This window comes from Microbacterium sp. B35-30, assembly GCF_010634855.1.
Lineage (GTDB): Bacteria > Actinomycetota > Actinomycetes > Actinomycetales > Microbacteriaceae > Microbacterium.
The window spans coordinates 69,024-86,226 of record NZ_MWLQ01000012.1 but is presented as its reverse complement, the minus strand read 5'-3'; the positions used below and the strand labels follow the sequence as shown (position 1 = coordinate 86,226).

The 17,203-nt window shown below is 69.3% G+C and carries 17 protein-coding genes; 9 read left to right on the top strand and 8 right to left on the bottom strand.

The genetic code is table 11. From position 1 onward, the window contains the following. Positions 1 to 47: 47 nt before the first annotated feature. From B2K11_RS07370 to B2K11_RS07355, 4 genes are all read right to left on the bottom strand, one after another. Complete coding sequence (locus tag B2K11_RS07370; protein WP_204260039.1) at positions 48 to 2,330, bottom strand: hypothetical protein; 2,283 nt, start codon at positions 2,328 to 2,330, stop codon at positions 48 to 50. 73 nt (positions 2,331 to 2,403) lie between these two features. Beyond that, a complete protein-coding gene (locus B2K11_RS07365) occupies positions 2,404 to 4,689 on the bottom strand; it encodes a PQQ-binding-like beta-propeller repeat protein (RefSeq protein ID WP_163617621.1) in 2,286 nt (761 codons plus the stop codon). 233 nt (positions 4,690 to 4,922) lie between these two features. Next, positions 4,923 to 6,059: a winged helix DNA-binding domain-containing protein gene (locus B2K11_RS07360; protein ID WP_163617620.1), complete on the bottom strand. Its 1,137-nt coding sequence runs from the start codon at positions 6,057 to 6,059 to the stop codon at positions 4,923 to 4,925. Positions 6,060 to 6,109: 50 nt separating this feature from the next. Next, on the bottom strand, positions 6,110 to 6,541 hold the full coding sequence (locus B2K11_RS07355) for a helix-turn-helix domain-containing protein (RefSeq protein WP_163617619.1): 432 nt from the start codon (positions 6,539 to 6,541) through the stop codon (positions 6,110 to 6,112). A gap of 112 nt (positions 6,542 to 6,653) precedes the next feature. On the opposite strand from B2K11_RS07355, the gene B2K11_RS07350 reads away from it, so the two are divergent. The 5 genes from B2K11_RS07350 to B2K11_RS07330 all read left to right on the top strand — a co-directional run bounded on the left by B2K11_RS07350 (position 6,654) and on the right by B2K11_RS07330 (position 10,444). Further along, positions 6,654 to 7,019 (top strand): DoxX family protein, encoded by a 366-nt coding sequence (locus B2K11_RS07350; RefSeq protein ID WP_163617618.1) that lies wholly within the window; start codon positions 6,654 to 6,656, stop codon positions 7,017 to 7,019. 96 nt (positions 7,020 to 7,115) lie between these two features. Continuing rightward, complete coding sequence (locus tag B2K11_RS07345) at positions 7,116 to 7,460, top strand: metalloregulator ArsR/SmtB family transcription factor (protein WP_163617617.1); 345 nt, start codon at positions 7,116 to 7,118, stop codon at positions 7,458 to 7,460. Continuing rightward, complete coding sequence (locus tag B2K11_RS07340) at positions 7,457 to 8,116, top strand: dihydrofolate reductase family protein (protein WP_163617616.1); 660 nt, start codon at positions 7,457 to 7,459, stop codon at positions 8,114 to 8,116. The genes B2K11_RS07345 and B2K11_RS07340 overlap by 4 nt, the downstream gene beginning before the upstream one ends. Beyond that, positions 8,113 to 8,574 carry an SRPBCC domain-containing protein gene (locus B2K11_RS07335; protein WP_163617615.1) on the top strand — a complete coding sequence of 154 codons (462 nt, stop codon included), beginning with the start codon at positions 8,113 to 8,115 and terminating at the stop codon, positions 8,572 to 8,574. The genes B2K11_RS07340 and B2K11_RS07335 overlap by 4 nt, the downstream gene beginning before the upstream one ends. 172 nt (positions 8,575 to 8,746) lie before the next feature. Next, positions 8,747 to 10,444, top strand: a complete 1,698-nt coding sequence (locus tag B2K11_RS07330; RefSeq protein ID WP_163617614.1) for a VWA domain-containing protein — start codon at positions 8,747 to 8,749, stop codon at positions 10,442 to 10,444. Between the two features lie 228 nt (positions 10,445 to 10,672). Here B2K11_RS07330 and B2K11_RS07325 read toward each other — a convergent pair whose 3' ends face one another. Further along, positions 10,673 to 10,888 carry a hypothetical protein gene (locus B2K11_RS07325; RefSeq protein ID WP_163617613.1) on the bottom strand — a complete coding sequence of 72 codons (216 nt, stop codon included), beginning with the start codon at positions 10,886 to 10,888 and terminating at the stop codon, positions 10,673 to 10,675. Positions 10,889 to 11,074: 186 nt separating this feature from the next. On the opposite strand from B2K11_RS07325, the gene B2K11_RS07320 reads away from it, so the two are divergent. The 4 genes from B2K11_RS07320 to B2K11_RS07305 are packed head-to-tail and all read left to right on the top strand — an operon-like array spanning position 11,075 to position 14,654. Then, complete coding sequence (locus B2K11_RS07320; RefSeq protein ID WP_163617612.1) at positions 11,075 to 12,043, top strand: ABC transporter ATP-binding protein; 969 nt, start codon at positions 11,075 to 11,077, stop codon at positions 12,041 to 12,043. After that, entirely contained in the window at positions 12,040 to 12,828 is a 789-nt protein-coding gene (locus B2K11_RS07315; protein WP_163617611.1) for an ABC transporter permease, read from the top strand. Before B2K11_RS07320 ends, B2K11_RS07315 begins: the two co-directional genes overlap by 4 nt. A 15-nt stretch (positions 12,829 to 12,843) precedes the next feature. Continuing rightward, positions 12,844 to 14,040: a sensor histidine kinase gene (locus B2K11_RS07310; protein ID WP_163617610.1), complete on the top strand. Its 1,197-nt coding sequence runs from the start codon at positions 12,844 to 12,846 to the stop codon at positions 14,038 to 14,040. Further along, the gene (locus B2K11_RS07305; protein ID WP_163617609.1) at positions 14,037 to 14,654 is read left to right on the top strand and encodes a response regulator transcription factor; all 618 of its coding nucleotides are present in this window, start codon (positions 14,037 to 14,039) and stop codon (positions 14,652 to 14,654) included. Before B2K11_RS07310 ends, B2K11_RS07305 begins: the two co-directional genes overlap by 4 nt. A gap of 120 nt (positions 14,655 to 14,774) precedes the next feature. On the opposite strand, the gene B2K11_RS07300 is transcribed toward B2K11_RS07305, so the two are convergent. The 3 genes from B2K11_RS07300 to B2K11_RS07290 form a co-directional block, all read right to left on the bottom strand. Then, on the bottom strand, positions 14,775 to 15,302 hold the full coding sequence (locus B2K11_RS07300) for a DUF1269 domain-containing protein (RefSeq protein ID WP_163617608.1): 528 nt from the start codon (positions 15,300 to 15,302) through the stop codon (positions 14,775 to 14,777). A 138-nt stretch (positions 15,303 to 15,440) separates the two neighbouring features. Next, positions 15,441 to 16,232: a nucleotidyltransferase domain-containing protein gene (locus B2K11_RS07295; RefSeq protein WP_239525820.1), complete on the bottom strand. Its 792-nt coding sequence runs from the start codon at positions 16,230 to 16,232 to the stop codon at positions 15,441 to 15,443. Positions 16,233 to 16,315: 83 nt separating this feature from the next. Next, a complete protein-coding gene (locus tag B2K11_RS07290) occupies positions 16,316 to 17,188 on the bottom strand; it encodes a helix-turn-helix transcriptional regulator (RefSeq protein WP_163617606.1) in 873 nt (290 codons plus the stop codon). Between the last annotated feature and the right edge of the window lie 15 nt (positions 17,189 to 17,203).

The following is a 17,203-nucleotide window of genomic DNA, read 5'->3' as shown; positions in this document are numbered from 1 at the left end:
GCCTCATCGTCGATGAGGCCCGGCCGTGACTCACTCGGAGCTCGTGCTCACCCGGAGCTGGTGGCGTCATAGGGCACCGTGCGCACGGTGCTCGCCCCGTCGGCGGCGCGTGTCGCCTCGACGCGGACGGTACCCGCGGGAATCGAACCGGTGCGGCAGGGGAAGCTCGCGACGGCGTTTCGGCCGGCGGCGACGTCCGGGAACGTCTTCTGGCCGTAGGGCGTCGTGATCGTCACCGCGAGCGCACCCTCCTCACGATTCGCCACCTTCACCCGGAGGTGCACCGTCGTGCCGAGGGGGCGCGGCTCCACGAGCACATCGACGTCGATGAGGCCCGGCCTTGCACCGTCCTGGACGGCGACGAGGTTGAGCCCTCGCATCGTGTAGATGACGCCGTTCTCGTCGATGTCGAGGTGCGGTCCGCTGTACCAGCCGCCGTCGATGTCGGCGACGACGGTCGACAGCTGCTGAGTGCCGGCGTCAACCCGGAAGAGCGTCGTGTCGGACACACCATAGACCGTGCCGTCGAAGTAGTTCAGTGCGCCGAAGTCGGTCGCGACGCCACTGACGTCCACCACGCGCACGACCATCCGGCTCTGAAGGTCGATGACCACGAGTCCGCTCGCCCGTCTCCCGAGAGCGAACAGGTGACGGCCATCGGTCGCGAGCGCGGCGATTCCCGTGGGGAGCCCCGGATCGACGCGCCACAGCTCCGCATGGGCGACGGGGTCCCACGCGACGACGGTGCTTCGCGGGCCGCCCGTGTAGAGATTGTCACCGCCGAGGTAGGCGACCCCGTCCGCCGTCGCGACGGCGCGCACCATCTGCCGCGCGTCGATCGGATTCACCGTGGTGGTGTGAGCTGAGCTCACGGGGTCGTAGGTCGTGACGGAGCCACCACCCCCGGTGTCGTTCTGCGCACCGAGCAGAACCAGCCCGTTCACGGCATCCCAGCACACATCCAGCGGGCGGTTCTGGCCGGCCGTGGGGGCGACCACCTGTGCGGGCGGATGGCCCGACGCGGGGTCGTATCGCCAGATCCCCTGGGAGTTGTACTGCCCGGTGTAGAGGACGCCGTCGACGATCACGCCGTCCTTCGCCTCACCCGCCAGTCGTATGCGCGAGACCGTCCCCGTTGCGAGATCGAGCCGGCTGATGGCGCCGGTGCCGCCGACGTACACCGAGCCGGCACCGGCGGCGATGCCCATCACCGCCTGCGGGTCAGCGGGAGCGCCGACGTCCAGCAGCTCCGTGATCGTGCTGGTGCGCGTCGCGGGGTCCACTTCGGCGACGAACCCATACTCGGATGCCCCGACCAGGCGATCACCCGCGAGATCGAGACCCCAGAGCATGGCGAGGTCGCGCGTCTGGAGGTTGGTGATCTTCTTGGTGACCCGGGAGTAGGCCATGACGCTCGGCGCCTTCACGTAGTAGATGTCGTCTCCCCGTCGGCGGAGCTGCACCCCGGTCTGCGGGATGACCTCGTAGGTCGACGGTGCGGCAAGGTTCAGCAGGAGCGACTTGCCGGGTCCCTTGAGTCCGACGCCGAGCAGATCGTCCAGCACCGACAGCGAGGTGACCGAGACGGCGGCCGCGACCTCGCGCGGCAGGACGTCGGCGAACAGACGGGTGCTGCGATCGAAGGCGAAGAGCTTCGCGGTGCTGCCGGCGCCGCCGGCGAGCGTGGACCCGGTTCCGAAGTACACGGTCGACGCGGTTGCTGCCACGGCCTGGGAGATCGTGGCCCCGGGGTCGGGAGTTCCCCAGTTGGTGGCCGCACCGGTCACGGGGTCGACCTCCCAGAGCGACGGCGCCTTCGGCGGCTCACCGCCGCCGGCGACGTAGATCCTGCCGTCCGGGGCGACGGCGATGGCACGCACATCCCGGTCGCCGGTCGTGGCCAGCGGTGTCGCGGGCAGGGCGGGCGTGGTGAGGTCCCACCTGTGCACGCTCGCGCCGGTGTCGTCGTCCTTGCGGAGAGTGCCGATGTACAGCGCCGTCCCGTCCGGCGAGGCGACCATCGCCTGGACCGCGTACCCGGAGTCGAGATCCGTGCGGCTGGTGACCGTGCGGCTGGTCAGATCGAAGCCGATCACGCGGGCCGGCTGCAGATTACGCGACCCGATGTAGAGCGTGTTCCCCACGACGAGACTGCTCATCAGCGGGAACTGCACCACACCCGGACCGAGGTCGCGGATGCGCACCTCGCCGAGTCCGAGCGCAGCGCGTGGCTGCGCCAGGGCGGCATCGCCCGGCCGCAGTGTCATCGCGATCGCGACGGTGCACGCGGTGCCGATCAGCATCTGCCGTCGAGTGAGCTGGGTGGTCATCGATGATCCTCTCTCTCGTCCACCGCGCCTGTGTGGCGGACTCTCCTCGTGTCGGGTCCCCCTCGAACAGCGATCAGCGGCACATGACGGCCTCGAAGACCGCCGGGTTGGACGTCTCCAAACCGTCCGACGCGCGGGCCGCCCGCACCGTCACCGCACCGGACGGCGCGCTCGTCGCGCGCGTGTGGAACGTCGCCGTGGCGCTCTTTCCGGGAGCCACCGAGGCGAATGCCTTCTCGCCGTACGGTGTCGTGATCGCCAGCGCGATCGGCTCCGGCCCGTCGTTCGTCGCGCTCACAATGACGTGCGCCTTCGAACCGAGGCAGCGGGCCTCCGCCACGACGTCCACGGGGATCGGCCGATCGTCGATCCGCACCAGGTTCCGACCCTGCAGCGTGTAGAGGTTGCCGAGCTCGTCGTTGGTGATGTGCGCACCGCTGTACCAGGCGCCATTGATGTCGGGGACGACCTCGGTGACCGCGAAGGTGGCCGGGTGGAACCGGAACACGTCCGTGTCAGACACGCCGTAGACGACGCCGCGGTTGGTCACGAGAGCCGCGAACCCGCTGCTGACCGAGCTGACGTCCGCGGTGTGCACGACGGTGCGCTGCACCAGGTCGACGACGAAGAAGCCGCCCTTGCGGGTCAATCCGTACAGGTGATCCCCCTGCACCGCGAGCGCAGAGACGCCTGCGCCGGGGAGCGGGGCGATCCGCCAGGCCTCCTCGCCGCTGACGGGGTCGACCGCGACGACGGTGCCGGGACCGTCCGCGTTCTGGAGGCCGCCACCGAGGTACGCCACGCCGTCACGCGTGGTGACGGCGCGAACGTACTGCTGGGCGTCGATCGGGTTGAGCAGCATGTCGGACTGGCCGGTCGCCGGGTCGTACGTCCACAGCGAGCCGCCTCCGACGGTGTCGGACTGCACCCCGACCAGCGCGAGCTTGTTCACGTCGTCCCAGTGCACGTCCTGCGGGCGGTTCTGCTCGCCCGGGAAGTCGGCCACCTGGCTGAGCGGAAGACCGTCGGTGGGGTCGTATCGCCAGATGCCCTGCGAGCTGTACTGGCCCGTGATGAGAACGCCGTCGACGGAGATGGCGTCTTTGGCCTCCCCCGGCGCGCGCAGGTAGTCGACGGATCCGGCCGCGAGGTCGTGGTGCGCGATGGCGCCGGTCCCTCCGACGTACACCGAGCCGAGCCCGGCCGCCAAGCCCATGGCCGCCTGCGGCGAGGTGGGTGCGCCGGCCGTGACGAGATCGGTGATGACGGACGTTCCCGCGGCCGGATCGATCTCGGCCACGAAACCGAATGCGGAGGTGACGACCAGCTTGTCGCCCCTGTCGTCGACCCCCCAGATCTCGCCGAGGGAGGGTCCGTCGAACGAGAGCTGTTCGATCGCCCCCGAAGCGGGGGCGTACGACATCACGCCGGCCTCGTTGGCGAAGTACACCGTGTCGCCGATCATCGCGAACTTCTTGGCGGTCTTGCCGATCGAGGTCGCTATCGAATAGCTCGTGAAGTCGCCGAGGTCCATCGCGGCGACCTTCGACTGCTCGGTCGATGCAGCCGATCCCACCATGAGCGTGTCGTCGAAGACCGCCAGTTCGCGGATGCTCGGATCGTTCTGCATCTCCGCCGGGGTGATGTTGGTAGAGGCGCCGGTCGCGCGATCGTAGGCGTAAAGGCCGGCCCTCGCGGCGCCGCCGCCGAAGAGCGTTCCTCCTCCGTAGAAGACCGTCGTGTCGGTGGCGGCCACCGCCCGCGCGCCGGTCGCCGACGGGTCGGGGGAACCGAGGTCCGTCACCAGACCGGTTCCGGCATCGTACTCCCACAGTGGCGGCGGGGTGGGACCGCCGTCTCCGACCGCGAACACGTGGCCATCGGGGGCGACGGCGATGGCCCGCACATTGCGGTTGCCGATCCGACCGATCGGGACGGCTGGCTCCTGGGGCGTGGTGACATCCCATCGGTAGAGATTCGGCTGAGGCCCGGCGGCGTTCTGCAGCACCCCGGCGTAGACGTACCGCCCCGTGGGGTCGGCGGCCATGGCCTGCAGGGAGTGGCCCGTGTCGAGGTAGGTGACCGCGGTCACCTTGCCGGTCGGCACGTGGACGGCGACGATCCGCGCGGGCTCCACGTTGCGCGATCCCACATACAGCGTGTCGCCGATGGTCACCGAGCTCATCAGCGAGAACTGGACGACCGCGGGCCCGAGATCGTCGATCTGTGGCAGGGCGGATACCGCCGTGGGCAACGGCGACGCCGACGCCGTGGCGGGCACGCTGCCCAGCACGGTTGCGACAGCGATGACTCCGCCGACCAGAAGGGCAGCACGTCGGGTGATCTGTGGCCTGTCCATGAGAACGCCTCTCCGTTGAACGCGTGGATGCGACCAGTGAAGAAGACGCGGCCCGGAGACGCAATGAATCGGGGCACAAACGCACAATTCCACACATCACCCGTGCGGTTCAGGTGTTCAGGGAGCCGGATGATCGTCTTTCTCGGGAAACCGCCCGGAGAATCAGCCCACCTTCAGGCTCCTATCCAGAACAGCCGCAGCGCCGATGTGTGCCTTTTTGTGCGTTAGCGGGTTCAGCTGCGCGGGTCAGCGGTGATGAAGTCGCGGTAGCGGTCCAGCGCGGCGGCGACTTCCGCGTCGGTGGAGGCATCCGTCGTGAACAGCTCGGGAATGGGGTCGTCGGCGTGGCGGCCGACGGCGACCGAATGCGTCCACACGCCTACGATCTCGCCGCGCGCGACGATGATGGGCCGCACGATCCCGTTCATCGACGGACCTATCGCCTTCAGGAACTCCGGCGCGCAGGCCACCGTGCGATCGGCGTACGAGATGTAGTACTCCTCGAACGGCGGGAGGGCGACGACCTCGGGTGCCGAGGCGACGCGCCGGGGCGGCGCCGTCGCGGCGACATACTGGGGCTCCGGTTCGTCCGCGACGAGGGTGAGCCGATCGGATGCCGCCTCCGCCGCGGAACGTGCCACCCCCAGAGGCAGCCCCGTCCACCAGGCGAAGTCCCGTGCTCCCGCGGGCCCGTGGGACTGGATGAAGCGGGCGAAGAACTCCGCGAGAGAGTCGTGAGGTGTGGCGACCTCGACGATCCAGTCGTCGGTCAGCACGAGGTACTGCTCGCGGGTCGGGCCGCTCTCGCGCGCCACGACGGGCCCCTGGCAGATGACGCCGCGCAGCGAGAGCGCGACGAGCAGGTGATAGCCGCGCTGCTTGACCGTCGACACGCCGGCCCGCTCGAGCACCTCGAACGTCTCCTTGCGCGTGAGGCGATTGCCGCCGCCGAGCGCGGCGCGCACCGCCGCCTCGGCCCGGTCCAGCTCCGTGTCGTCGATGCCCTCGGCCCGGTGCACCGCCGCCGCCTGGCGGCGCTGTCGATCGGCCGTGATCGACAGGACCCAGGCGAGGTCTTCGGCGGGGATGAGGTGGATGGTGCCCCGCATCGTCCACGAGCGCACGATCTCACCACGGTCGAACGCGGCGTCGACGTCGCGGATGGTGGTGCGGCCGGTCGTGCGCGCTGCGATCGCCCACCGCCCGCCCCAGAACTCCTGCGCCTGCGTCGCGAGCATGTGCCGTGCGGCCTCCGCGATGGTGGGCGCCGGTGCGCTCAGGCGGTGCGAGCGAAGGCGCTCGTGGCGGATGGTCGAGGCCGCGCCTGCGCTGCGGGAAGCTCCGGCCGCTGGAGGGGGCGTGCGGATCATGCGCCCATCATGGCGCAGACCGGGGACGTCGGCTGCCTCGATCGCCGGCGTCAGCGCTGGTGCGCCGCGTCGTATGCCGCGCGGGACTCCTCGACGCGGGGCTGGTTCTCGATCGCCCAGTCGGCGAGCGCCATCGCGAGCTGGATGAGTGTTCCGCCGAGTTCGGTCAGCTCGTACTCGACCCGCGGGGGCACCTCGGCGTGCACCGTTCGCGTGATGAGCCCGTCGCGCTCGAGCTGGCGCAGCGTCAGGGTCAGCATGCGCTGCGAGATACCCGGGATGTGGCGCTGCAGTTCGGTGAACCGCAGCCGCTCGCGGCGCAGGGTGCTGACCACAAGCAGCGACCACTTGTCTCCGATGCGGTCGAGCACGTCGCGGATCGCGCGACCGTGGTCTGTGCCCGCCGGGTCACCCTCGCACGAACGCTCGTATCCGGTCGGGGCGGGATCGCCCGCGACCTCGACGGTGAGTGTCTTCGCCATCCGATGTCACCTACTCACACCCATGTGCCTTTTGCACCCGTCCTTCGCGTGACGCATCATGAGGTTGCTTACAAACAGTAACAGACCCCACGATTCTTCCCCTGGAGTACTGATGATCATCACCCTCTGGATCCTCAACGGCCTGCTCGCCCTCGCATTCATCGCCGCCGGCACCATGAAGATCGCCCGTCCGAGGCCCACCCTCGTTGCGAGCGGCATGGCCTGGGCCGACGACTTCACCGACCCGACGGTCAAGCTCATCGGCGCCGCGGAGGTGATCGGCGGCATCGGCCTGATCCTCCCGCTCCTCACGGGCATCGCCCCGATCCTCACCCCGATCGCCGCCACCGCACTGGCCATCGTGATGATCGGCGCGATCGCCGTCCACGTCCGCCGCAAGGAGTCGGCGACGCCGTCGATCGTCCTCGCCGTGCTCTCGGCGGCGAGCGCCGTGCTCGGATTCCTGGTCGTTCTCTGACCCGACCGACGAGGAGATGAGCGGATGCCGGTGCCGGCCGCATCCGCTCATCTCCTTCTCTTGACGTGCCGCCCCAGACGCGCAATAGTTAGGCATATGCCTAACTATTCCGACGAGCTGGATGCGGTGCTGCGCGCGCTCGCGGATCCCACTCGACGGATGGTGGTGGAGCGGCTCGCGAAGTCCCCAGCGGTCGTGTCGGACCTCCTGGGACTGGTTTCGATGACGTTGCCCTCGCTGCTTCAGCACCTGCGCGTCCTCGAAGACGCGCGAGTGGTGACGTCGAACAAGCAGGGACGAGTGCGCACCGTGAGCCTGCGACCCGGCGCGCTCGACGTCCTCCATCTCTGGCTCGGCGACCAGCGAACGTCCGCCGAACGTCAGGCGGACCGCCTCGGCATCCATCTCGCCCGCGCAATCACCAAAGGAGACCTCGCATGACCCGCGTCCGCATCGGCCTGTTCGCATCGCTCGATGGCTACACCGCCGCGCCCGATCCGTCCTCTGACAATCCGATGGGTGAGGATTGGGGACCCCTCACGACGGCATACGCAGCGACTCGCACGTTCCGGCAGAAGGTCCTCGGCGACACGACCGGCGCGGGGACGACCGGCATCGACGATTCTTATGCCTCGGCGTATTTCTCAGGCGTCGGCGCAGAGATCATGGGCGCGGCCATGTTCGGCCTGCACGCGAACCCCGGCGACCCGGACTGGAAGGGCTGGTGGGGGGACGAACCGCCGTTCGGCTACCCGGTCTACGTGCTCACCCACTCGGCGCCCCGCCCGTCGATCACGATGGACGGCGGCACGACGTTCCACTTCCGCGGCGGCGCCATCGAGGACGTGCTCGCGGAGGCCACGGCCGCCGCCGGCGGACTCGATGTCCGGGTCGGGGGCGGTGTGCGCACCGCCCAGGAGTTCCTGCGCGCCGGCCTCGTCGACGATCTGCACGTCACGATCGCGCCGATCGTGCTCGCCCGGGGCAACCGCGTGTGGGACGACCTCCGCGGCCTCGAGCACACGCACCGCGTGACCACGGAGGTCGCCGAAAGCGGGACGATCCACGTCACCTTCACCCGAGAGGGGCAGCGATGACGATCGAGCGCCGACTCGCCCACGCCGGGTTCACCCTCACCCGTGACTATCCCGTCCCCGTCGAAAGAGTCTGGCGTGCGTTCGCCGACGAAGAGCAGAAGCGCAACTGGATCGGAGACGGCGACACCTTCGAGCCCCGCGAGTGGGCGTTCGACTTCCGCGTCGGCGGGCGCGATGTCGACGAGGCGAAGTTCCACGGTGGCCCGGTGTCCCGGTATGAGGCCGTCTACACCGACATCGTCGAGCACGTCCGCATCGTCACGACCTACGACATGTGGCTGGACGGCGCCCACATGTCGACCTCGGTGGCGGCGTTCGAATTCGAGCAGATCCCCGATGGCACCCGGCTCACCCATGCCGAGCACGGTGTCTTCTTCGACCAGTTCTGGGCCGACGGCCCCAATCGCGAAGAAGGCACCCGCGGCCTCCTCGAATCGCTGGGCAGACAGCTCCGATAATGTCTTGCCGGGAGCACCGGCGACCAGGCGCACGGTCCGTTTCGGCTCTTCTCCGCCGTCGCCTATACTCCACTGAAGTCCCCCCAACGTACGATGCCGTATTTCTCGATACGACGTCGTATCCCCGCACGCGGGCCCCCACCCGCCGTCCATCGGAGTGCATGTGGTTCGAATGCAGCCGAACACGCCCGCCGGCGACAACGCCCCCACGCGCGCGGCCGCGCGTGCCGCGCAGCACCGGAAGCGCTCGCTGATCCTCCTGGCCGTCATCCTGACGCTGGCCGTCGCGATTGCGGTCGTGCTCGGCATCCTGTTCCTGCGCGGCGCCGCGGACGAACCCGAGACGGCGCCGCCGGCGGCGGGCGAGTGTCTGCCGTCGGCCCTTCGCATCACCTCGGATCCCGCGGTCGCCGGAGCGCTCGAGGCGATCGTCGCCGACCTGCCGGGATCCGGGTCCGACTGCCCGGACGTCACGGTCCGCGCCGAGGACAGCGCCGTCACGGCGGCCGCGTTGGCTGCGGGGTCGGCGCCGGACTTCGACGTCTGGGTCCCCGACTCCGCGATGTGGCCGGCGCGGGCGACCGGCCAGGCGGAACTGACGGGCGTCGACGCAGCGGACCTCGTGGTCGGCGCCACCGTAGCCACCACCCCGGTCGTCTTCGCGGCCACCGAACCCACCGCGACGGCGCTGCAGACGGAGGGCGCGGGCTTCGCGACCCTCGCCGGACGCACGGTCGCCGCCGTACTGCCGGATCCGGCGACAGTCGCTGCGAGCTCTGCCGCGCTGCTCGCCCTGCAGACCGCGCTCGGCGGAGACGCACGGACGTTCACCGCGCTCGCACTCGCCCTCGACACCGGCGTCGTTCCCACCGCGGCCGACGCGCTGGCCGCGGCAGCGGTCTCAACGACGCCGACCATCGCCATGACGACCGAACAGGCGGTGCTGGAGCAGGGCGACGACGCGGCGACTCCCCTGGTGCCGGTCTACCCCGCCGACGTGAAGCCGGCGGTGAGCGTGCCGCTCGTGACGCTCGCCGACGCCTCGGGTGACACGCTCATGGCCGTGGACGCGCTCGCCGCAGCGATCGCGGACGCCGGCGACCAACTCGCCGAATACGGGCTGCGCGATGCGGAGGGCAACGCTGCTCCGGGCTCCACCGCGGAGGCTGCCGAGGACCCCGGTGCGGCAGCCGAGCCGAGCGACAGCGCGAACCAGGCAGAGGTGCTCCGTACCTGGCAGATTCTCACTGCGCCGTCGCGGATGCTCTCCCTCAACGACGTCTCGGGATCCATGCTCCAGCCGGCGACGGCCGACATGCGGCGCATCGACCTGTTCGAACAGGCCGCTGTCCGCGCTGTCAACTCACTCTCGGCCGACTCGTCGCTCGCCACGTGGGTGTTCTCCAGCCGGCGGATCGGCGGCCAGGACTGGCAGGAGATCGTCCCGTTCGGTCCGCTGGGCGATCCGGCTCATAAACAGCGCACGATCGACACGGCGAACGGGCTCGACAGCCTCGTCGGCGGCGGGACGGGGCTGTACGACAGCGTGCTGGCAGCGGTGCAGTACATGCGCGACACGTATGTCCCCGGTCAGATCAACCTGGTCCTGCTCAACACCGACGGGTACAACGAGGACGATGACGGCCTCGACCTGCCGGCGCTGCTCACGCAGCTCGAAGCGCTGCGTGATCCGGCGAAACCCGTCGCCGTCATCGCGATCGGCTACGGGCCCGACACCGACCAGGCCGCCCTGGAGCAGATCGCCGCTGCGACCGACGGTGCGGCGTATCAGGCGCTGCAGCCGACCGACATCGGCACGGTGCTGGTGGACGCCGTCACGCAGCGCGGCTGCCGTCCGAACTGCGGCTAGGCCGGGAGAGCTTCGGCCTTGGACGTCCCGGGCCGCGGCTCTCGTCCGTAAGCTGACGGAATGAAGTCGGATGCTGTGGACCCGAGAGTCTGCCCGACCTGCGGCGATCCCCTGCGCTTCGAGATCCTCGACGATGAGCGCTTTCTCGTTGCGTGGTCGTGTGTGAACTGCGGACTCGTCCGCGCCACCGAGCCGGCGTAGAAGCGGCTGCGGCCGCCGCTACTGCTGCTACTCCGTATCCTTCTCGACCCACGTCACCATGAGGTAGGGGCTGTACACGTAGACGATCCTGTCGCCCTTCCACGGGATCTCGATCGTGCCCTTGCCCGCGTTCATGGCGGTGAGGATCTGCGAACGAACGGCTTCCCACGCCTTCTCATCGGTGAACCGGAACTTCTTGTAAACCGTCTCCGGGCCGATGTACAGGCTCACGTCCGTTGTCATGGAACGCACTCTATCGAGCCGCGCGGTCGGTCCGTGACGCGGTCGGCTCGGTGCGGACCTCGCCCGCTACTTGGCGCCCTGTCCCTTCCGGGAGAGTCGCCGGCCACTGCATCGGTGACAGATGTCATCGTCAGGTCGTGACGCGGGGCTGAGGCAGTACGACGCGGCCACGGCGAGGCTGGTGGCATGTACGAGACGCACCTCATCCATCCGGCCCGGCTCACCCGCTCGGCGCCCGGTTCGAACGACCAGGTCGCCGCCGTTCAGCTTTCGAGCCTGGCGAAGTCCTACGGTGCCGTACGGGCGGTCGACGATCTCACCATGCGCGTCGAGCGCGGTGAGATCGTCGCCGTTCTGGGCCCCAACGGCGCAGGCAAGTCGACTGCTGCCGAGTTGATCCTCGGTCTGGCGAAACCGGACGCCGGCTCCGCCACGGTCTTCGGCCTCGACCCGCTCACTGCGGTTCGCACGGGTCGGGTCGGGGCGATGCTTCAGGTGGGCGCGCTGCTCGCCGACACCCGGGTGATCGACATCCTCGAATTGATGTCCGGTCTGCACGCCCGGCCGCTCGCCGTGCGTGAGGTCGTCGAACGTGCCGGCCTCGGCGGATTTCTCAAGACGAGGACGGACCGGCTGTCCGGCGGTCAGGCTCAGCGCCTGCGATACGCGCTGGCACTGCTGCCCGACCCCGACCTGCTGATCCTCGACGAGCCCACCGTCGGGATGGATGTCGAGGCGCGCCGTGATTTCTGGCGTTCGATGCGCGAATTCGCCGACGCCGGGCGGACGGTCCTGTTCACAACCCACTACCTCGACGAAGCCGATGCCTTCGCCGATCGGATCATCGTGCTCGCCCACGGCCGGGTCGTGGCCCAGGGAACCGTTGACCAGATCCGCTCGCGCGTCGCGGGGCGCACCATCACGCTCGCAGCCGGCGGCATCGACTCGGCCTCCCTGCGAGCGCTGCCCTGCGTCGTCGCGATCGTGAGGGTCGGGGCCCGATGGCACCTGCACACCACTGAATCCGATCGCACGCTGCGCGCCCTCCTCCGCGATGATCGCGCCCGCGACGTCGAGGTCACCGCCGCCACGCTCGAGGACGCCTTCCTCGCACTCACCACCACGCCCGACGCCGACCGAGGAGCAATCTCATGACCGTGTTCACTGACCGGCGCCGAACCAGCCGCGCGACCGGGCTGCCACCGGCACTCCATTACGCGCTGCACAGTGCCTCGCTCACAGCGAGGAACGTCACCTTCGTGGTGTTCACCGTCATCATGCCCGTGACGCTGTATCTGATCTTCTCAACCATCTACGGCGGCGAGTCCGAAGCCGGGCTCGCCTCGACGATGATCATGGTCTCGATGGCCGCGTACGGCAGCCTCGGCGCGGCGATGAGCGGGGGCGCACAGCTCGCGCTCGAGCGTCGGTCCGGCTGGTTTCGCCAATTGATGATCACGAGCGTGCCGCCGCGCGACTTCCTGTGGGCCCGAGCGGCCGTGACCATGTTCCTCGTTCTCCCCGCGCTGCTCCTCGTCTTCATCGCCGGCGCAGCCATCGGCGGGGTCTCCGCCACCGCCGGCCAGTGGCTCGCCTCGCTGGGCCTGCTCTGGATCGGCCTTCTGCCGATGACGGTGCTGGGCATGGTGGTCGGGGTATGGGTCAAGGCGGAGGCCGTCCAGGGCGTGACGACCATGCTGCTCCTCGCCCTTTCGCTGCTCGGTGGCCTGTGGTTCCCGGTCGATGCCATGCCGCCGGTCATGGCGGCGGTGGCGCCCGTCCTCCCCACATACTGGCTGGGAGAACTCGGCCGCTTCCCCTTCCTCCCCGACGCCGACTTCCCCTCGAGTGCGATCTGGGTGCTCCTGGCATGGTCGATCGTCCTGACAGCCGTGGGTGCGCTCGGCTATCGTCGAGCCGCGGCCACCAGCAAGCGCTGAGCACGAGGAGGTGCCATGGCTCGATCCATCCTCAACGGCCTGCTTCAGCCCGCGCCCTTCGGGCCGGGGGACGATCCCGAGGCCGCGCCGTGGGCGCTCCCCGGCGGTCCGACCGACCTGCCGTATCGCTGGCGTCGGGTGCGGCCGAACCTCTTCCTGACCTACCTGGTCGGCATCGTCTTCCTCGTCTTCGCAATCCCGACCATCGCCGTCGGGGTGGGTCCGGTCGGGCTCGGCCTGCGGGCGGGCTACCTCGTCGTCTTCGCCACGGCCTATGTCGGCGGAGCCTGGACGACCGACGCCCCGCTCTGGCTCCGCTCGTGCTACGTCGCCGGGTTCACGGGCTTCGTGGTCAGCGGGGCGCTGCTGTGGGGATGGGAGTTCGCCAACTTCGGGGCCTACCCCGCGATATTGACGGCCACCCTCATTCCGTGGCACCAGGCCCGCTTCGCCCTCCTCGGCTGGGCGCTGGCGCTCAGCCTGGCCGGGCTGCTGGGCGGGCTATGGATGCCGGTCCTCATCGCCGCGCTGTCCCTCGGCGTGGGGCTCGGGATAGCGGGTTGGTTGGAGAGCAGCCGGATCAGACGCATGCTGGAGCGCAGCCAGACCAGGGTGGCGATGCTCACGGTGGCCGCCGAACGGGCCCGTATCAGCCGCGACCTGCACGACATCCTCGGCCACTCGCTCACGGCCATCACGATCAAGTCGTCGCTGGCGGCCCGCCTCGCCGACACGGAACCCTCCGCGGCGAAGGAGGAGATGGCTGCCGTCGAGGCGATCGCCCGCCAGGCTCTGAGCGATGTCCGCGCCACCGTGTCGGGACTGAATGAGATCCGGCTCGCCACCGAGATCGCCAGCGCGCGGTCGGTGCTGCTCGCGGCCGGCATCGATGCCCGCACGCCCGCGGCACTTCCGGCGTTATCCGATGCCGTCAGCGAGCTGTTCGGGTACGTGGTTCGCGAGTCGGTCACCAACGTGGTCCGGCACGCGGAGGCGACGTGGTGCGTCATCGACGTGGACGAGCACCGCGTCGAAGTGCGCGACGACGGCGTCGGACCGGGTAAGGAGCGGGCGGGGCACGGGCTGAAGGGGCTGGCGGAACGGGTCGCCACCGCCGGCGGCGTGATCGAGATCGCGGCCGCACCCGGGGGCGGCACGTCGGTCCGCGCCGACCTCACTTCGTCGCCACAACCGAACCGGAGCGCGCCATGATCAGGGTGCTCATCGCCGACGACCAGGCGATCATCGCCGAGGCGCTCGCCGCACTGCTGCGCACCGAGCGCGACCTGGAGGTGGTCGCCCTGGCCCACAGCGCGCCGGACGCGGTCCGCCGAGCCGTCGAGTTCGCTCCCGACGTCGTGCTCATGGACGTGCAGATGCCCGGCGCCGACGACTGCAGAGACGGCATCGACGCCACGGCGGCGATCGTGGCCGCCGACGCCGCGGCGAAGGTGATCGTCTTGACGACCTTCGGTCGCCCTGGCTATCTGCGGCGCGCGATGGAGGCGGGAGCCGTCGGGTTCATGGTGAAGGACGCCTCGGCCGACCGATTGGTGGACGCCATCCGGCGTGTCTCCGCGGGACTGCGAGTGGTCGACCCGATGCTGGCCGCTGCCAGCCTCAGTATCGGCGCTTCACCGCTCACCGAGCGGGAGACGGAGGTACTGGCAGCGGCCGCCGGGGGCGGGTCATCGGCCGTCATCGCCGCGGCCACCTTCCTGAGCGAGGGCACCGTGCGCAACCACCTGTCAGCGGCCATCGGCAAGCTCGGTGCGGCCTCGCGCGCCGAGGCCGTCCGGATCGCAACCGACAACGGCTGGTTGTGAATCGCACACCCCCGACAGCAGGCGTCGTGAGGCTCTGAGCCCGCTGGTGGCCACGGCCGTGATCTCGCGTGAGGTGGCGGCAGAGGGGCCCGGCGCTCGCGCACCGGGCCCATCAGCAGCTCAGGAGTTGATCTGCTCGACGACGTCGTCCGCCGACTCCTCGATCGCCTTGCGCAGCTTCTCGTAATCGTCGGAGTCGATCGCCTTGCTGATGCGCTTGTCGGCCCTGGTCAGGGCCTTCTCGACGTTGTCGGCCCACTTGTCGTCGACGACCGCCACGACGGCGGAGGTCCCGGGCGCGAGGTACTCGTCGACATCGACGCCGAACTGCTTCTCCTCGCGGTTCTTCTTGATCTTTCCGAGGATCGCACCGATGCCGGCCCCGACCGCGGTTGCCGCCAGCAGCGGCGGCGCGAACAGGCCGACCACCACTCCGGCACCCGCGCCCCACGCCACACCGTGTCCTACGGACTTGTCGCCGTGCTCCCTCACTTGGACCTTGCCGTCCTTGTCACGGACGAGCACCACGGCGCCGATGATCTCGTACCCGCCGGCGTCCTGGCCGCTTCGGAGGGCTTGGTAATCGTCCGCCGCGGAGGCCGTGTCGTCGTACGAGCCGACTACCAGTGCGAGGTTCTGCGTACCCATCGATCTCTCCTTCGGTTGATCTCCGAAAGCGACCGGCCGGTCGCTTCCGGACTCTGGGTCAGGGTGCTGTGATCCTATTGCGCAGCCCACGCGCTGGCGAGGATCCGAAGGGTGAATTCTCTGACGGAGTCGGGTCCGTCACCGGGCCGCGGAGTCGGGTCGGGGAAGCTCGCGGAGCAGACGAACGGCGAGGCTGAGTTGCCCGGGTTCACTCCCCAGCTTCTGAAGGATGTCCGTTGCGGATCCCGTGAATCCCCGTGAGTCTATGGCGAGACGGGCGACGTCGAGGACGAGTCCCTTCTCGTTGACAGCCCACTCACCGGCCGCAGCATGCCACGCGTGCGCGATGAGCATGACGGCGTGAGACGCGCAGAGCGCCACGTACGCGACGTCACCTCGCTTCGCTCCCTTCGCCGCGCCGTCCAACAGGAAGTCCACCTGCCAGAGGCTGCGGAGAAACGCTGATTGCAGCGCCGCAGGGAACGGCGTGAGCAGCGCTCTCATGCCCGCCAGGATGCCGTCGGGATCCTCGAGTGGCAGGGCGTTCGCGACTTCGCCGGCGTAAGCGACGTCGAGGAACCCGAAAGGGTGACCGGGTTGTGCGAAGAACGCGAACTCCCCTGCCCGTGCGCGCTCACACTGTTCGCGGACGCGGTCGACATCGCGAAGAATCCAGTCCACGTCGACGCCGTCGACCGAAAGCCACCCGCCGCCGTCGACCCACGGCCCCCAACCCCCGGGCGGCGCGATGTCGACTCGACCTCCGACCCATCGTCGCGCGAGAGCCGCGAGAGCATCGACATCGAGCAGTGCCCGGTCGTAGTAGAGGCCGGGATCGACGTCGGAGTCGGGACGGTGGGTTCCGCGGGCACGGCTCCCGCCGAGAGCCACTGCCCGCACGCCGGGCACGCCCACGAGCTCAGCTGCCATCTCTCGCAACAGGCGATCACTGATCACTCGAGCAACCATAACCAGGCGCTGAAGCGCGCGGGGCACGTTTCGGCAGACGCCACTCAAACGGGCGCGTTCGGTATGGCTGTTTCGGCCATGTTGGCGAGTAGTTGGAGGCGTTCGTGGGTAGCCGATCCGGGTTCGGCGGAGAACACGATCATCTGGAGTCCGCGGTCTGACGCGAGGTCCATTGCTTGGAAAGTGAGGTCCAGGTCGCCGACCGCGGGATGGTGGACGAGTTTCAGGCCGGTGCGGTGGTCGCGGACGTCGTGGGCTCCCCAGAGCCTTCTGAACAGATCGCTGCGCGTGGACAATTCGCCCACAAGGTCCGTCAGCTGACGGTCGTAGGGCGAGCGGCCCGCTTCGGCACGAAGCACCGCCACGATCTGGCGGGCCTGCGCTTCCCATTCCCGGTAGAAGGTCTGAGCGCGCGGTTCGAGGAAGATGAATCGCGCGGCGTTGACCGGCGGGCGGGCGCCGTCGAGCATCTCCGAGAAGAGAGCTGCCCCGAGCCGGTTGGTGGCGACAGCGTCAAGACGGCCGTTCTGCATGAAGACCGGTACCGTCGACATGGCGTCGATGGTCTGCCTCATGCCGGATGTGAGCTGCGTCTTGCGGGTGGTCCTCACTCGTTGCTGCGGGTGAGCGCGCGCGTTGGCGGCGCGGATCAGGTCGTACAAGTGGGCGTGTTCGGCTTCGTCGAGTTGCAGGGCGCGGCTGACACCGTCGATGACTGCTTCGGAGACGCCTGCGGCGTTGCCCCTTTCGAGGCGTTTGTAGTACTCCGCGCTCATTCCCGCCACCAGCGCGACTTCCTCACGGCGCAGCCCCGGAACCCGTCGGCGACCGCCGAAGTCCGGGAGCCCCACCTGCGCCGGCGTGAGCCTCGCGCGCCGCGTGGTGAGAAACTCGCTGATCGCGTCCGAGGCTTCCATGCCACCGAAACTACG

What these genes read in the sequence shown, in the direction of transcription:
- B2K11_RS07300 (WP_163617608.1), bottom strand. Translation starts at nt 15,302, where the DNA reads ATGGGTACGCAGAACCTCGCACTGGTAGTCGGCTCGTACGACGACACG.
- B2K11_RS07335 (WP_163617615.1), top strand. Translation starts at nt 8,113, where the DNA reads ATGACGATCGAGCGCCGACTCGCCCACGCCGGGTTCACCCTCACCCGT.
- B2K11_RS07310 (WP_163617610.1), top strand. Translation starts at nt 12,844, where the DNA reads ATGGCTCGATCCATCCTCAACGGCCTGCTTCAGCCCGCGCCCTTCGGG.
- B2K11_RS07365 (WP_163617621.1), bottom strand. Translation starts at nt 4,689, where the DNA reads ATGGACAGGCCACAGATCACCCGACGTGCTGCCCTTCTGGTCGGCGGA.
- B2K11_RS07325 (WP_163617613.1), bottom strand. Translation starts at nt 10,888, where the DNA reads ATGACAACGGACGTGAGCCTGTACATCGGCCCGGAGACGGTTTACAAG.
- B2K11_RS07350 (WP_163617618.1), top strand. Translation starts at nt 6,654, where the DNA reads ATGATCATCACCCTCTGGATCCTCAACGGCCTGCTCGCCCTCGCATTC.
- B2K11_RS07345 (WP_163617617.1), top strand. Translation starts at nt 7,116, where the DNA reads ATGCCTAACTATTCCGACGAGCTGGATGCGGTGCTGCGCGCGCTCGCG.
- B2K11_RS07370 (WP_204260039.1), bottom strand. Translation starts at nt 2,330, where the DNA reads ATGACCACCCAGCTCACTCGACGGCAGATGCTGATCGGCACCGCGTGC.
- B2K11_RS07330 (WP_163617614.1), top strand. Translation starts at nt 8,747, where the DNA reads ATGCAGCCGAACACGCCCGCCGGCGACAACGCCCCCACGCGCGCGGCC.
- B2K11_RS07305 (WP_163617609.1), top strand. Translation starts at nt 14,037, where the DNA reads ATGATCAGGGTGCTCATCGCCGACGACCAGGCGATCATCGCCGAGGCG.
- B2K11_RS07340 (WP_163617616.1), top strand. Translation starts at nt 7,457, where the DNA reads ATGACCCGCGTCCGCATCGGCCTGTTCGCATCGCTCGATGGCTACACC.
- B2K11_RS07295 (WP_239525820.1), bottom strand. Translation starts at nt 16,232, where the DNA reads ATGGCAGCTGAGCTCGTGGGCGTGCCCGGCGTGCGGGCAGTGGCTCTC.
- B2K11_RS07320 (WP_163617612.1), top strand. Translation starts at nt 11,075, where the DNA reads ATGTACGAGACGCACCTCATCCATCCGGCCCGGCTCACCCGCTCGGCG.
- B2K11_RS07290 (WP_163617606.1), bottom strand. Translation starts at nt 17,188, where the DNA reads ATGGAAGCCTCGGACGCGATCAGCGAGTTTCTCACCACGCGGCGCGCG.
- B2K11_RS07360 (WP_163617620.1), bottom strand. Translation starts at nt 6,059, where the DNA reads ATGATCCGCACGCCCCCTCCAGCGGCCGGAGCTTCCCGCAGCGCAGGC.
- B2K11_RS07355 (WP_163617619.1), bottom strand. Translation starts at nt 6,541, where the DNA reads ATGGCGAAGACACTCACCGTCGAGGTCGCGGGCGATCCCGCCCCGACC.
- B2K11_RS07315 (WP_163617611.1), top strand. Translation starts at nt 12,040, where the DNA reads ATGACCGTGTTCACTGACCGGCGCCGAACCAGCCGCGCGACCGGGCTG.